The sequence below is a fragment of the Rahnella sp. AA genome, from assembly GCF_002834385.1.
Taxonomy (GTDB): Bacteria; Pseudomonadota; Gammaproteobacteria; order Enterobacterales; family Enterobacteriaceae; genus Rahnella.
The window spans coordinates 59,687-74,509 of sequence record NZ_PITQ01000005.1; the positions used below are offsets into that span (position 1 = coordinate 59,687).

13 protein-coding genes are annotated in these 14,823 nt (G+C 51.5%); 10 read left to right on the plus strand and 3 right to left on the minus strand.

The annotated features are described in order from the left end of the window. Nucleotides 1–5 precede the first annotated feature (5 nt). Nucleotides 6–2,564 carry a peptidoglycan glycosyltransferase/peptidoglycan DD-transpeptidase MrcA gene (gene mrcA / locus CWS43_RS13545; RefSeq protein WP_101077464.1) on the plus strand — a complete coding sequence of 853 codons (2,559 nt, stop codon included), beginning with the start codon at nt 6–8 and terminating at the stop codon, nt 2,562–2,564. Between the two features lie 71 nt (nt 2,565–2,635). On the opposite strand, the gene nudE is transcribed toward mrcA, so the two are convergent. Further along, on the minus strand, nt 2,636–3,193 hold the full coding sequence (gene nudE / locus CWS43_RS13550) for an ADP compounds hydrolase NudE (protein ID WP_101077465.1): 558 nt from the start codon (nt 3,191–3,193) through the stop codon (nt 2,636–2,638). A gap of 440 nt (nt 3,194–3,633) precedes the next feature. Here nudE and CWS43_RS13555 point away from each other — a divergent pair, with 440 nt between their 5' ends. The 7 genes from CWS43_RS13555 to CWS43_RS13585 all read left to right on the plus strand — a co-directional run bounded on the left by CWS43_RS13555 (nt 3,634) and on the right by CWS43_RS13585 (nt 10,580). Beyond that, a complete protein-coding gene (locus CWS43_RS13555) occupies nt 3,634–5,775 on the plus strand; it encodes an intracellular growth attenuator family protein (RefSeq protein WP_198555835.1) in 2,142 nt (713 codons plus the stop codon). A 119-nt stretch (nt 5,776–5,894) separates the two neighbouring features. Continuing rightward, complete coding sequence (yrfG, locus tag CWS43_RS13560; RefSeq protein WP_101077466.1) at nt 5,895–6,584, plus strand: GMP/IMP nucleotidase; 690 nt, start codon at nt 5,895–5,897, stop codon at nt 6,582–6,584. 24 nt (nt 6,585–6,608) lie between these two features. Continuing rightward, complete coding sequence (gene hslR / locus CWS43_RS13565; protein ID WP_101077467.1) at nt 6,609–7,013, plus strand: ribosome-associated heat shock protein Hsp15; 405 nt, start codon at nt 6,609–6,611, stop codon at nt 7,011–7,013. A gap of 21 nt (nt 7,014–7,034) precedes the next feature. Beyond that, nucleotides 7,035–7,919, plus strand: a complete 885-nt coding sequence (gene hslO, locus CWS43_RS13570) for an Hsp33 family molecular chaperone HslO (protein ID WP_101077468.1) — start codon at nt 7,035–7,037, stop codon at nt 7,917–7,919. 238 nt (nt 7,920–8,157) lie between these two features. Beyond that, the gene (gene pckA, locus CWS43_RS13575; RefSeq protein WP_101077469.1) at nt 8,158–9,780 is read left to right on the plus strand and encodes a phosphoenolpyruvate carboxykinase (ATP); all 1,623 of its coding nucleotides are present in this window, start codon (nt 8,158–8,160) and stop codon (nt 9,778–9,780) included. 111 nt (nt 9,781–9,891) lie between these two features. Continuing rightward, on the plus strand, nt 9,892–10,104 hold the full coding sequence (locus CWS43_RS13580; RefSeq protein WP_101077470.1) for a plasmid stabilization protein: 213 nt from the start codon (nt 9,892–9,894) through the stop codon (nt 10,102–10,104). Beyond that, nucleotides 10,101–10,580, plus strand: coding sequence for a PIN domain nuclease (locus CWS43_RS13585; RefSeq protein ID WP_101077471.1), 480 nt, complete (start codon nt 10,101–10,103; stop codon nt 10,578–10,580). Before CWS43_RS13580 ends, CWS43_RS13585 begins: the two co-directional genes overlap by 4 nt. A 143-nt stretch (nt 10,581–10,723) precedes the next feature. On the opposite strand, the gene envZ is transcribed toward CWS43_RS13585, so the two are convergent. Together envZ and ompR are read right to left on the minus strand one after the other, a co-directional pair. Further along, nucleotides 10,724–12,085 carry a two-component system sensor histidine kinase EnvZ gene (gene envZ, locus CWS43_RS13590; RefSeq protein ID WP_101077472.1) on the minus strand — a complete coding sequence of 454 codons (1,362 nt, stop codon included), beginning with the start codon at nt 12,083–12,085 and terminating at the stop codon, nt 10,724–10,726. Next, the gene (gene ompR, locus CWS43_RS13595; RefSeq protein WP_009635740.1) at nt 12,082–12,801 is read right to left on the minus strand and encodes a two-component system response regulator OmpR; all 720 of its coding nucleotides are present in this window, start codon (nt 12,799–12,801) and stop codon (nt 12,082–12,084) included. Before ompR ends, envZ begins: the two co-directional genes overlap by 4 nt. Before the next feature lie 654 nt (nt 12,802–13,455). Between ompR and CWS43_RS13600 the strand changes: the two genes are divergently transcribed. After that, a complete protein-coding gene (locus CWS43_RS13600; protein WP_101077473.1) occupies nt 13,456–14,010 on the plus strand; it encodes a fimbrial protein in 555 nt (184 codons plus the stop codon). Nucleotides 14,011–14,102: 92 nt separating this feature from the next. Next, on the plus strand, nt 14,103–14,789 hold the full coding sequence (locus CWS43_RS13605; protein ID WP_232776964.1) for a molecular chaperone: 687 nt from the start codon (nt 14,103–14,105) through the stop codon (nt 14,787–14,789). Nucleotides 14,790–14,823: the final 34 nt, after the last annotated feature.

Sequence of the window (14,823 nt, forward strand, 5' to 3'; positions counted from 1 at the left end):
CTCAGGTGAAGTTCGTAAAGTATTTATTGATTCTTGCAGTGTGTTGCATTTTGCTGGGAGCCGCCTCGATCTTCGGTTTGTATAAATATATCGAGCCTCAGCTTCCCGACGTCGCCACGCTTAAAGACGTGCGCTTGCAAACACCGATGCAGGTTTTTAGTGCTGAAGGTGATTTGATCGCCCAGTACGGTGAAAAACGCCGTATCCCACTGAAACTTGACCAGATCCCACCGGAGCTGGTGCATGCGTTTATCGCGACAGAAGACAGTCGTTTCTATGAACACCACGGCGTGGATCCGATCGGTATTTTCCGTGCGGCTTCCGTTGCGCTGGTGTCTGGTCACGCCTCACAGGGCGCGAGTACCATTACTCAGCAGTTAGCCCGTAACTTCTTCCTCAGCCCTGAACGCACGCTGACCCGTAAAATCAAGGAAGCATTCCTGGCCATCCGTATCGAACAGATGATGTCCAAAGATGAAATCCTTGAGTTGTATCTGAACAAGATCTACCTCGGTTATCGCGCCTATGGCGTCGGTGCCGCAGCGCAGGTTTACTTCGGTAAAAATGTTGATCAACTGACGCTCAGCGAAATGGCGGTGATTGCCGGTCTGCCAAAAGCGCCGTCAACCTTCAACCCGCTGTATTCCCATGACCGTTCTCTGGCCCGCCGTAATACCGTGCTGGCCCGTATGCTGGATGAGAAATACATCACGCAGGCGCAGTACGATCAGGCTCGCGCTGAACCGCTGGTCGCCAATTATCACGCTCCGCACATTGAATTCTCCGCGCCTTATCTGACTGAAATGGTGCGTCAGGAGATGGTGAAACGTTATGGAGATAACGCCTATAACGACGGCTATATGGTTTACACCACCATCACTAAAAAAACTCAGCTGGCCGCGCAGGAAGCTTTGCGCACCAACGTGATGAACTACGACATGCGTCATGGCTACCGCGGCCCGTCAAATCAGTTGTGGAAAGTCGGCGAGACTGCGTGGGATGAAAACAAGATTGTTCAGTCTCTGAAAACGCTGCCGGTTTATGGCCCCCTGTTCCCGGCGGTAATCACCGCAACGGATGACACTCAGGCCACCGCCACGATGTCGAATCGCGCCGTGATCAGCCTGCCATTTAGCGGCATGCGCTGGGCGCGTCCTTATCGCAGCGACACCGCTCAGGGCCCGACGCCGAAACGCGTCTCCGACGTGGTTCAGCCCGGTCAGCAAGTCTGGGTACGTAAAGTGGGCGATGACTGGTGGCTGGCGCAGGTTCCTGACGTCAACTCGGCCATTGTTTCCCTGAACTCAACGGATGGCGCAATCGAAGCATTGGTCGGCGGTTTTGACTTCAACCAGAGCAAATTTAACCGTGCCAATCAGGCGGTTCGTCAGCTCGGGTCGAATATCAAACCGTTCCTGTACACCGCCGCGATGGATAAAGGCCTGACGCTGGCGACTATTCTTAATGATATGCCGATTACCCGCTGGGATGCTGGCGCGGGCACTGACTGGCGGCCGAAAAACTCACCACCCACGTACTACGGCCCTATCCGTTTACGTCAGGGTTTAGGTGAATCCAAGAACGTGGTGATGGTGCGTGCCATGCGCGCGATGGGTGTGGATTACGCGGCAGAATATCTGCAACGTTTCGGCTTCCCGGCAGCGAACATTGTTCACTCTGAATCTCTGGCGCTCGGTTCGGCTTCTTTCACCCCGCTGCAGGTTGTGCGTGGTTATGCGACGCTGACCAACGGCGGCTTCCTGGTTGATCCGTATTTCATCACCAAAATCGTCGATGAATCCGGTCAGGTACAGTTTGAAGCCAAACCGAAAATTGCCTGCCGAACCTGTAATATCCCGGTGATTTACGGCGAAACGCAAAAATCTGCCGTGCTGTCGGATGACAATGTTGAAAACGTGGCAACGTCTACGTCCGGCAACAATGCCAGCGTACCGACACCCCAGCTGGAACAGGTTCCGCCGAACTCGCCGCAGGTCGATGCCGCGCAGCAATACGCGCCGCACGTCATCAGTGCACCGCTGTCATTCCTGATCAGCGACGCACTGAACTCAAACATCTTCGGCGAACCGGGCTGGATGGGAACAGGCTGGCGTGCAGGACGTGATTTGAAACGTCATGATATTGGCGGCAAAACCGGTACAACCAACAGTTCGAAAGATGCCTGGTTCTCCGGATACGGCGGCCCGGAAGTGGTCACTTCTGTCTGGATTGGCTTTGACGATCACCGCCGTGACCTGGGCCGCACAACGGCTTCCGGCGCGATCCCGGATCAGATTTCAGGGTATGAAGGCGGCGCGAAGAGCGCTCAGCCAGCGTGGGATGATTACATGAAATCCGTGCTGGAAGGCGTACCGGAACAACCGCAAACGCCACCGCCTGGCATTGTGACGGTGACCATCGATAAGAGTACCGGCAAGTTATCCGACGGTGGTGGCAACAGCCGTCCGGAATACTTCATCGACGGAACGCAGCCGACGGAACATGCCGTTCACGAAGTCGGGACAACCATTATGGATAATGGTCAGGAACACGAACTGTTCTGATCAATAAGAAAAAGCAAAAAGCCGGTCTGCGTAATGCATGACCGGCTTTTTTACAGGCACTTCACATCGGTTCAACGCGCGTTTCGTGTCAGAAAATCATGCGCCAGAAATAAAGCGCTGACATTGCGTGCTTCACAAAAATCAGGATGTTGCAGCAGTTCCATCATGCGCGAAATGGGCCAGCGGGTTTGCGGCAAAGGTTCCGGCTCATCGCCTTCCAGGCTTTTCAGGTACAGATCTTTGGCGATGACGATATTCATGCGGCTGGAGAAGTATGACGGGGCCATGGTCAGTTTCGCCAGCACATCGAAATGCCTTGCACCGTAGCCCACCTCTTCCATCAGTTCACGGTTAGCCGCATCAAGGACGCCTTCCCCCGGATCAATCAGCCCTTTCGGGAAACCCAGCTCGTAGCTTTCGATACCGACAGCATATTCATGAATTAACAGCAGTTCATCACCGATGACCGGAACAATCATCACCGCTTCACGGTCAGATGGCCGCATCCGTTCATAGACACGCTCAGCCCCGTTGCTAAACGTCAGATCGACGGATTCGATGGTGAACAGGCGAGAACGGGCTACGGTTTCCACCTTCAGGATTTTCGGTTTTTGCAGGTGTTGTGTCATTTCATCCCCAACTTATTATTCACCTGACCAGAGGTGTTCTAATGGGTTCGTTCTGTGTTAAAAGACCGTAATCTGAGGCCATTGTGCGTTAATGAGAGCCTGAATCGCAATATTTACTGAAAAACTGTCCTGCCCGCACTCATTTCCCGAACAATATCTCCCGAAAAAACAGTACCTGTCGCACAAAAAATACACATGGGTTCCTCGATGCCGTCGTTTTTCTTTAACAAAAACACTCGTGCTGCAAAATAGGATTATACCGATACCCGGCGCTATACAAATGCGGGTATCCTTTATTGTGGTGTTTTTATGCGCACTATTCAGACAAACAATAATAAAATTCCTATCAAAAAGGCACTCGCGCGCAGAATGTGCATTTCGTTTATGTATAATACTTTCACAGAGTTGACGTAAGTCACCCATGTCTGAACGGGGATCGGATGAGCACAGTAGTCGTGACACTGGTGTTGTTGTGCATCGCAATCATTGCCACAGCGTCTTATTTTTGGCTTGTATTGCGCCGCCGCCAACGCGACGAGTCCGTCGTGCGTTTCACCACACCGAGCCAGCGCAAACTTTCACAGAAAGAGCGAGATGCAGTAGAACGCTACCTCAGGCAAAATGAAGGCCTCGGCCAGACCCCGATTACCCACCGAAATAATCTGATTATCCTGCGCGATAAACTTACGCTGACAACCAAAAGCGAGAATGTTTACAGCCTCAAGCGCGCGATCACCCGTTATGGCATTGCAAGTGAAGACCCAAATAAATGGCGCTACTTCCTTGATGCGACTGAAATTCACCTGCCCCCTTTCTGGGAGCAATATATCGCGCAGGAAAATCAGGTCGAGCTGATCAAAACCCAGACGATGCCACTGGTTATCTCGCTGAACGGTCATACGCTGGCCGATCATGTGTATGAAGGCCCGGCCCCGGTTTCTGCTGTCATGCCAACGCCACCGCAAAATGCTTCGATCCGCCACGAAGAAAGTGAACATATTGAACTGGTGAAGGTGCGCAGGGAGACACGCGAAGAACATGCGCTAACCCGCTCCAATGGGGTCAAAGAAGCGCTGGCCGCCTCCGGTGTGCTGCTGCTGCTTTTCATCACGTTACAAAGCCCTGTGATGTTCCTGCCCTGGTTACTGGCGATCTCCGCAGGGCTCGCCGGATGGATTGTCTGGCGGGTCGTATCCGAACGTTTAGGTAAAAACCGTAAAGAAATCCACTGTCTGCGTGGATTACCTAAACGCTGGGGATTGTTTGGTGAATCCAAGCAAGGAGATATCAGCAACATCTCACTCGGTGCCGTCGATCTGGTTTATCCGCCGCACTGGCAACCGTATATTGGCCGGGATCTCGGCCAGCCAACCGATATTGAAGTGTATATGAACAGCCAGGTCGTCCGGCAGGGTAACTATCTGTCGCTGCACGATGAGGTGAAAAAATTCCCGCTCCAGCAGTGGGGGAAGAATCTGGTGCTGGCCACCAGTGCCTTCCTTCTGCTGCTGGCCTTGCTGGTTTATGTGCCGCTTGGCTTGCCGCTTAAACTCAGCATAGCGTGGCTTCAGGGCGCACAAAGTTCACAGGTAAACAGTGTTCAGGAGCTGGAAAAAGCCCCGCTGCGCGTCGGTGATACCCTGAAAGTTCAGGGAACAGGCATGTGTTATGTTCCTCCGTCGGCCAACCGCACCGCGTCCGGTTTTATGCCTTTTGATTGCTCGGCAATCTACTGGAATACAGCCACACCGTTGCCGGTGCCACAGTCAGAAATTATTGATGCGGCCACCGCGTTGCAAACGACTGTTAATAATCAGATGCATCCGGGGGAAAGCCCGGAACAAAATATTAACCCGCAACTGGCTACCGCCATTGAAAAATCCGGCATGATCCTGCTTGATGATTTTGCCGATATCGTCCTGAAAACCGAAACATTATGTGGCAACAGCAACGATTGTGTACGACTAAAAAACGCATTGGTCAATCTGGGGAATTCCAGCAACTGGAATTCGCTGGTTAAGCGTGCGAAAGCAGGCTCATTGCAAGGGATCAACGTTCTGCTGCGCCCGGTCAGTGCCCAGTCGTTGAGTGAACTGGTGAACAGCGCAACATCTTCGTTCTTCATCCAGGAAACCCGGCGAGCGGCAGATAGCCTGAATAGTCCTCCGCCCGGTGGGTTCCTGATCAGCAATGATGAGGGCCACCCGTTAATTGAAATGCCTGTGCCACCGGTCGGTTTATATGCCAATCCGCCGCAGGATCAGTGGAAGCAGTTGCAGCATTTATCGACCCTCCTGCTGCATACCCCGTTCAGTGCACAGGGTGTGATCACCAGTATCAGCGTCGATGCCAACGGAACACGCCATATCTCGCTGCATAGCGAGCCTGATATTTCAACACTGTGGCGCTATCTGGGCACCAGTCTATTACTGCTTCTGCTAACGGGTGTTCTTCTCATCAATGTCGTGCTATTTATCCGACGTTTCCTGAAAGATAAACGCCGTATCGACGATATTGAGCAATATTATAATTCGTGCTTTCACCCTACGCTGACGCCTGTGTCTCCTCATACTCTGGGCTAATGACCCCAAGGTGGCTCCTGCGCCACCTTGTCAGATTATGTTACCCTGACGCCCTTCCCTGCTTTTACTTTTCGCTCCTGCGGTATCCGCTTTCTCCGCCGTCAGGATATGGAGCCTTTATGCCCCCTGAATTTGACTGGAAATGCATTGATACCGTTTTACTGGATATGGACGGCACGCTGTTGGACCTGGCGTTCGACAGCCAGTTCTGGCTGCAAGATGTGCCTCTTGCTCTGAGCGAACAACGCGCTATTCCGCTGGAAAATGCCCGCCAGCTTATTCATGACGAATATCTGGCCGTCCAGCACACCATGAACTGGTACTGCTTTGATTACTGGAGCAAACGCTTAGATCTTGATATCTATCAGATGACGACCAACATCGGTAAAAATGCGCGTTTACGTGATGATACGGTGCCTTTTCTGACTCATCTGCGTGAAAGCGGGCGGCAGACCATTTTACTGACCAATGCGCACCCTCACAGTCTTTCGGTTAAAATTGAACATACCGGTTTGGATCGGCACCTTGATTTATTACTTTCCACCCATACATTTGGTTATCCGAAGGAAGATCAGCGGTTGTGGTCTGCGGTGCAACAACAGACCGGTTTTAATCCTGAGAGAACATTATTTGTCGACGACGGTGAACCCATCCTGAATGCGGCAAAAACCTTCGGTATCCGCTATTGTCTGGGTATAGAAAACCCGGATTCCACCATGGCAGACAAGTCATTTCAGGGTTATCCCTCGATTAGTGACTTCCGCAGCCTGTTGCCTTCGATTGACCCCGTGGCAGGCCCGGACAGGTAATACCGGCACGTTCAGGGGAGAAAAATGAAAGGCAAAACGGAAGAAGATGACAATGCAGTACGTCTCGATAAATGGTTGTGGGCGGCTCGTTTTTATAAGACCCGTGCACTGGCACGCGAGATGATTGACGGCGGCAAAGTGCATTACAACGGCCAGCGGGGCAAACCCAGCAAGCTGATGGAACTGAATGCCGAAATCACCCTTCGTCAGGGAAATGACACAAAAACGGTCATCGTGCTGGGGCTGACGACTCAGCGCCGCAGTGCGGAAGAAGCGCAGACGCTTTATCAGGAAACCGACGCGAGCATCGTCAGCCGGGAGAAAATCTCGGAAGCGCGAAAAATGAACGCGATGCCGCATCCGGACAGACGTCCGGATAAAAAGGAGCGCCGCAACCTGATCAAATTTAAATATGGCGATCAAGAGTGATCGTCACTGAGAGAGAAAACTATGTCTAATCACGACCAACTGCACCGTTACCTGTTCAATAATCACGCCGTCCGCGGTGAACTGGTCGCGCTCAATGAAACTTTCCAGCAGATCGTTGCCGGTCACGATTACCCGGCAGAAGTCCGCAGCCTGTTGGGTGAAATGCTGGTCGCCACCAGCCTGCTGACCGCCACGCTGAAATTTGACGGAGACATCACCGTTCAGCTGCAAGGCGATGGCCCGCTGAAACTGGCGGTGATCAACGGGAATAACCGTCAGGAACTGCGCGGTATCGCGCGCCTGCAAGGTGATATCGCAGAAGGCAGCTCGCTGAAAGAGATGATTGGCAACGGTTACATGGTGATCACCATTTCCCCAAATGTGGGCGAGCGCTATCAGGGAGTCGTCGGCCTGGAAGGCGAAAATCTGGCGGAGTGCCTGGAAAACTACTTCATGCAGTCAGAACAGCTGCCGACCCGCATTTTCATCCGTACCGGTGAAATTGAGGGCCAACCAGCCGCAGGCGGTATGTTGCTGCAGGTGCTGCCAGCCGAAGATACTGACCCGGAAGAATTCAGCCATCTGGCTCAGCTGACCACCACCATCAAGGCGGAAGAGCTGTTCACCCTGCCGGCTAACGAAGTGCTTTATCGTCTGTATCACCAGGAAGAAGTCACGCTGTATGAACCGCAGGATGTGTGTTTCCGCTGCACCTGTTCACGTGAACGTTGCGCCGGAGCCCTGCTGACGCTGCCTGATGAAGAAATTCTGGAAATGCTGGAAGCTGACGGGAAAATTGAAATGCACTGTGACTATTGCGGATCAGACTATGTGTTTGACGCGATGGATCTGGCAACCCTGAAAACGGACGGTGACGTTCATCCGGGAAATGATCACATTCATTGATCGTTAACAAACGCCATCTGGGGACTTTTCGCTGAAAGTCCCTTTTTTATTGCTTTTGCATAACGTCATTTGCACAAATTAAGAGCCTTTCATCACAATCCCATAAAATTATTTACATCCCCCGTTATTCTTTGATACCAATCGCGGTTAAAAATCGATAAATACCTACAATTATAATGAGTTTATCCCTATGGCTTCTGTCGTAGGGGATTCAAATTTCAGTTCAAGGAGCAGGGAAATGCCTACCACTCTCGGGGTTACCGCCGAAACACTCGCCCGTTACGGGATCCATCAGAATAGCGAAATCGTCTATAACCCTGATTACGATCTTCTTTTCAAAGAAGAGACCGCACCCGGCCTGGAAGGCTTTGAGCGCGGGCAGGTGACGGAGCTGGGCGCAGTGAATGTCGATACCGGCATCTTTACCGGCCGCTCGCCGAAAGATAAATACATTGTCCGTGATGACACCACCCGCGACACGCTGTGGTGGGCTGATCAGGGCAAAGGAAAGAACGATAACAAACCGCTTACTCAGGAAATCTGGGCTTCGCTGAAAACGCGGGTCAGCAATCAGCTTTCAGGAAAACGCCTGTTTATCGTTGACGCATTCTGCGGCGCGAACGCCAATTCCCGTCTGAAAGTCCGCTTCATTACGGAAGTGGCGTGGCAGGCGCATTTCGTCAAAAACATGTTTATCCGCCCGACGGACAGCGAGCTGGAAGGTTTCGAGCCTGACTTTATCGTGATGAACGGCGCGAAATGCACCAATCCGGACTGGCAGAAACAGGGGCTGAACTCCGAAAACTTCATCGCTTTCAACCTGACCGAGCGCATCCAGCTTATCGGCGGATCCTGGTACGGCGGCGAAATGAAAAAAGGGATGTTTGCCGTGATGAACTATCTGCTGCCTTTGCAGGGGATTGCGTCGATGCATTGCTCGGCTAACGTCGGAGAAAAAGGCGATGTGGCCGTCTTCTTTGGCCTCTCCGGCACGGGTAAAACCACGTTATCCACCGATCCCAAACGCAAACTTATCGGCGACGATGAACATGGCTGGGACGACGACGGTGTCTTCAACTTCGAAGGTGGCTGTTATGCCAAAACCATCAAACTCAGCAAAGAAGCCGAACCGGAAATCTTTGGCGCGATAAAACGTGATGCATTGCTGGAAAACGTGATGGTCAGCGAAGACGGCAAGATAGATTTTAATGACGGTAGCAAAACGGAAAACACCCGAGTCTCCTACCCGATTTATCACATTGAAAATATCGTGACCCCCGTATCGAAAGCCGGGCACGCCAGCAAAGTGATTTTCCTGACGGCTGATGCGTTTGGCGTATTACCGCCAGTTTCGCGGCTGACCGCATCCCAGACGCAATACCATTTCCTCTCCGGCTTCACGGCGAAACTGGCGGGTACTGAGCGTGGCGTCAATGAACCGACTCCGACGTTTTCTGCCTGCTTTGGCGCTGCGTTCCTGATGCTGCATCCGACGCAATATTCCGAAGTGCTGGTAAAACGCATGGAAGCGGCGGGCGCACAGGCCTATCTGGTTAATACTGGCTGGAATGGTACGGGCAAACGTATTTCCCTGAAAAACACCCGCGCCATCATCGATGCGATTCTGAACGGGACTATCGATGACGCCGAAACCTTCACGCTGCCGTTGTTCAATCTGGCGGTGCCAACCGAACTGCCGGGCGTCGACAGCCATATTCTGGATCCGCGTAATACGTACGGCAGCCGCGAGCAGTGGCAGGAAAAAGCGCAGCACCTGGCGCAGTTATTTATCGATAATTTCGATAAATATACGGATACCCCGGCTGGCGCAGCACTGGTCAGTGCAGGCCCTCAGCGTTAATGACTTGCCATTCCTCCTCAGGCGCGGATTTACGCGCCTTTTTTATTGCAACCCTTTCAGTCACATTCCAGAATGACAGCAATGCACGCATTGCTGTCACAGGAGCCTCAAATGGCCACCATTACCGTTCGTAATCTGGATGATGAAGTGAAAGAGTTACTGCGCATCGCGGCGGCCCAAAAAGGCCACTCAATGGAAGAGGAGGCACGGCTGATTCTGAAGCAGGCGTTAACCACCCCCGCATCTGGCGTCGGTCTGGGCAGCCAGCTCCGCCAGCGCTTTTCCTTACTGCATGTAGATACGCTGGAGCTGCCATCAAAATGATCATCCTCAGCACTGCCGTTATCCTGGAGATGATAAACCCCAAACCGCAAAAAACTGTACTGCAATGGCTGGATGCACAGGATACCAGCCAGCTATATCTGACCAGCCTGAGTGTCGCCGGGCTGTTCGTCTGGGTGGAGAATTTGCCCGAAGACTCCCCGAAAAACGCCCTCGCCGATGCCTTGCTCGACATGCTGAACCAGGACTTTGCGGGCCGTCTGCTATCGTTTGACGCCGCCAGCGCACTGCATTATCCACGCGTAGCGACTTTATCAAAACAAGCGAACGTGGAGATGACTGAACGCGAGATGCAACTGGCGGCAATTTGCCTGCAACATCAGGCCAGCCTGGCGACAGACTCCCGTGACCGGTTTGCGCATGCCGGCATTACGCTGGTTAATCCGTGGGATATGACGGAGACGCCAAGATGGCGGGAGGAAGCGGCGGAGTACTATGTGATGAGCAGGAAAAGTTAAAACGCTCGCCGGGGTTTCATAATGCTTACGCTATACCTGAAGCTTTTACAGGATGGTGAAAATTTCGGTTCCTCACGTACGGTGAAAAACCGAAACCTCCACCAGCTCAAAGAACCCCTGTTGGGATCATGAGCCAACCTAATTCATACCGGTTTCTGCTGTACCGCCACAGCTTTAAGCATCTCCACCGGTAATGGCAGATACGCCCTGATCCTCAATCCACCGCGGTCACTGCGGCCGATATCCAGAGTCCCGGAATGTGCATCAATAATGCGCTGTACAATCGCCAGACCGAGCCCGGTTCCGCTGGTTGTCCTGGCACTCTCGCCACGCACAAAAGGCTGGAAGAGATGTTTGAGCTGATCCGGCTCAATCCCGGGCCCGTCATCCTCCACCTGGAACCAGCCACGCTGAAGTTCACGGCCACTGCTGACTTTGATCCAGCCATTGCCATAACGGGCAGCGTTCACCACCATATTCACGACAGCGCGTTTGATGGACAGAGGATGCGCATTCACCAGCAATTCACCGTCGGCCAGATCGGAATCTATTTCGCGCTCATAACCGCTTTCAGTGGCAATCACCTCACCCAAAATACCGTTGAGATCGGTGATCTCCGTCGGCATCTCCTGCCCGGTGCGCAGATAGTCGATGAACTGTTCAATGATGGCGTTGCACTCTTCGATGTCTTTGTTGATCGACTCGGCAAGATAACCGTCATCATCACTCATCATTTCTGTCGCTAAGCGGATACGCGTCAGCGGCGTACGCAGGTCATGGCTGACACCGGCCATCAGCAACGTACGGTCATCGGCCAGCAGTTTCACACCGGCAGCCATCTGGTTAAAGGCACGCGTCACGGAACGGACTTCGGAAGCACCGTATTCACGCAATGGCGGCGGAATAATGCCTTTCCCGACCTGTAAAGCCGCATGCTCCAGCTCGACAAGGGGTCGGTTCTGGATGCGGATAAACAGCCACGCACCACCAATAGCCAGCAGCATGATCGCCAGCGTATAGCGGAACAGCGGGGAGAAATCGCCCTGATGAATTTCGGTAAGAGGAACGCGTACCCAGATGTCAGGCGACAACCAGGTTTTCAGCCACACAACCGGGGTATTTTTATTGACCTCAACGCGCACATCCGTCGGGCCGCCGAGCTGCTGCGCCATCTGCTGGCTGAGAAATTCGTAGTGCTGCGCCCAGCGCAGACCGCTCTCCTCAGCCGCAGAGTTGGTATAAAGGGAAATGCCCAGTTCGCGGTAAATCTCGCGACGAAACGCCGGTGGCACCGCCAGCAACGTGCCATCTTCCAGCTGCAGCCGGTCAGTCATCAGCATACGGACTTCGTATGCCAGGACTTTATTGAACTGCTGCAGGCTCGGAAGAATGGCGAAGTTCAGCACCACCAGATAGGTCGTCACCAGGCTGACAAACAGCAAGGTGACGATTAATAACAATGTTCGGGCAAACGAGCTACGCGGTGAAAAGCGTATTCGCTTCATGCCTTACTGCCGTCCGGCACGAATACGTAGCCCAGGCCCCAAACGGTCTGGATATAACGTGGATGCGCCGGATCTTCTTCTACCATGCGACGCAGACGGGAAATCTGCACGTCGATAGAACGCTCCATCGCACTGTATTCGCGACCACGTGCCAGATTCATCAGTTTGTCACGGGACAGCGGCTCACGCGGGTGGCTTACCAGCGCTTTAAGCACGGCGAATTCACCGCTGGTCAGCGGCATCGGCTCATCTTCACGGAACATCTCGCGGGTACCGAGATTCAGCTTGAACTTACCGAAGGAGATCACAGCCTCTTCCTGAGAAGGCGCACCCGGCAGTTCATTCGCCTGACGGCGCAATACCGCACGGATACGGGCCAGCAATTCACGCGGGTTAAACGGCTTAGGAATATAGTCGTCGGCACCGATTTCGAGGCCCACGATACGATCAACTTCTTCGCCTTTTGCGGTGACCATAATGATCGGCATCGGGTTACTCTGGCTGCGCAGGCGGCGACAGATAGACAAACCATCTTCGCCAGGCAACATTAAATCCAGAACCATCAGATGAAATGACTCACGGGTCAGCAAACGGTCCATCTGTTCAGCATTGGCAACGCTACGCACCTGGAAGCCCTGTTCAGTCAGATAACGTTCCAAAAGTGCGCGCAGGCGCATGTCGTCATCGACCACCAGAATCTTGTGATTTTCTTGCATGTAAATCTCCCAAAGGCGTGAATGCCTGAAGCTTGTATTGTTAGAAATATCAATCAAAACAGACAGCGTTTATTGGTATATATTCTAGACGAAATTGTAACAATGGATATGGTTTTCCTAATTTATCAACAATATCAGAGCAATCTTCTGCTTCCAGCACGGGGTTAGCCGAAGTTCGGCGCGGGATTAACACGAATTCCCGCTCATTCCGGGTGTTTGAAAAACGAGCAACCCGTTTCTGTATCAGAGTAAGAAGGGATGTTTAAATGAAAGAAGACATTCTTAAAAGGATCTGCAAATTTCACAATTAGTGCTTTTAAATTTACTTTCAATCACGCCCCCTCTGTTGTAATAGAATTAAATAGTTCAGCTAACCGAAACATATTAACGATTTATTTAGAAGGCGAGTGCAGCGTATTTAGAAAAAAGCGAAAAATCAGTTAATTGAATTAAAAATCACACAATATTATTCCGGATGAATACCACTGATCGATTTTAGAACAGCACATCACCCGGCAAATTAACATTCCCTATCTCATACATAAAACAGTTGATAGAATCTTTCCCCACGGATATTCCATCAGTGATTTTATGAAATTCCTGATAAACTCCGTGAAACTACCTTTAACGTTTAATTTCTGAATGGATGCAACAATGAAAATGACATACAAGATTATGGTCAGCGGACTACTTCTGGCATTAGCCGGGAATAGCTATGCGATTGATGGAAGAATTAACTTCTCTGGCGCAATTATTAAAACTGCGTGTGTCATTAATGGGGGGAATGATGTTGAAGTGCCGTTAGGTACATATTCAGCAGCTCAATTCCGGGAAATTGGCGATACCTCCCCAAATATTCTTTTCACTCTGCCGCTGGCTAACTGCCCGGTAGCACAAACAGAAGGTGACCCTCTCCCACACTTTCGTATCTGGCTGGAAGCTGAAACGGTTGATGCAACCCATCCTAACCTTGTGAAATTAGGCAATAGCTTCGGCGATACCATGGCGGATGGCGTAGGTATTCAAATTCTGGACGCCAACACAAAAGCCGTTATGTTGCTCAATACCTTGCCGACTATCACTTATGACATCAAAGCCGCAACGATGGATGTCAATCTGCTGGCAAACTATCAGTCATTCAAAAAGCCGGATGAAATCACCCCGGGCCCGGCCGATGCAAGTGTCAATGTCACTCTTGATTATCGTTAATCTGCAATGAAGCTGGCGGGCTCAGTCTGTGAGCTCACCAGCCCTATCATTACAATAAATAAGACCTGTTCATTACTGGATCTAATAATCACATGCGCAATGCTATCAACAGGCTAATGAAGTTCTCTATTTTATTTATCCTTTCTATACAACTGAGCTATGGCGGTGGGATCCTTGTCGGCCGCACCCGAATTATTTATGATGCCAATAAAAGAGAAGCCTCATTGCCTCTCAGCAATAGATCGGAAAATAAACCCTTTTTAATTCAATCCTGGATTGATAATGGAGACGGTAAAACTCGCGGCCCGTTTGTTGTCACCCCACCGCTATTCCGCCTGAATGCAAACGATGACAATAATCTTAGGATTTCATATACAGGCGCTCAATTACCGCAAGACAAAGAATCCGTATTTTATATTAATGTACGAGCTATTCCCTCTACCCCAAAAAATGAAACTAACGAGTTAAGGTTAGTGATTAAGACCAGAATAAAACTCTTTTACCGCCCTGAAGGATTACAGGGGAAAGCTTATGACGCGTATAAACTACTGACGTTTTCACGTGCTAACGGCCAGCTCAAAATCACTAATCCCTCTTCCTATTATGTTGTGTTCAGTTACCTGACCGTTGGCAATACCGAACTAAAAGATACGGATATGATCGCACCCGGCGGCCAGATCAACGTGAATCTTCCTGCGAATAACACCGGCAATAACATTGAATGGAGCGCCATCAATGATTACGGCGGTGATACCCCGCCGGAAAAGAGAACCCTTTGATTTCTTAATGTTTACTCAGAAATCCACCTGCATC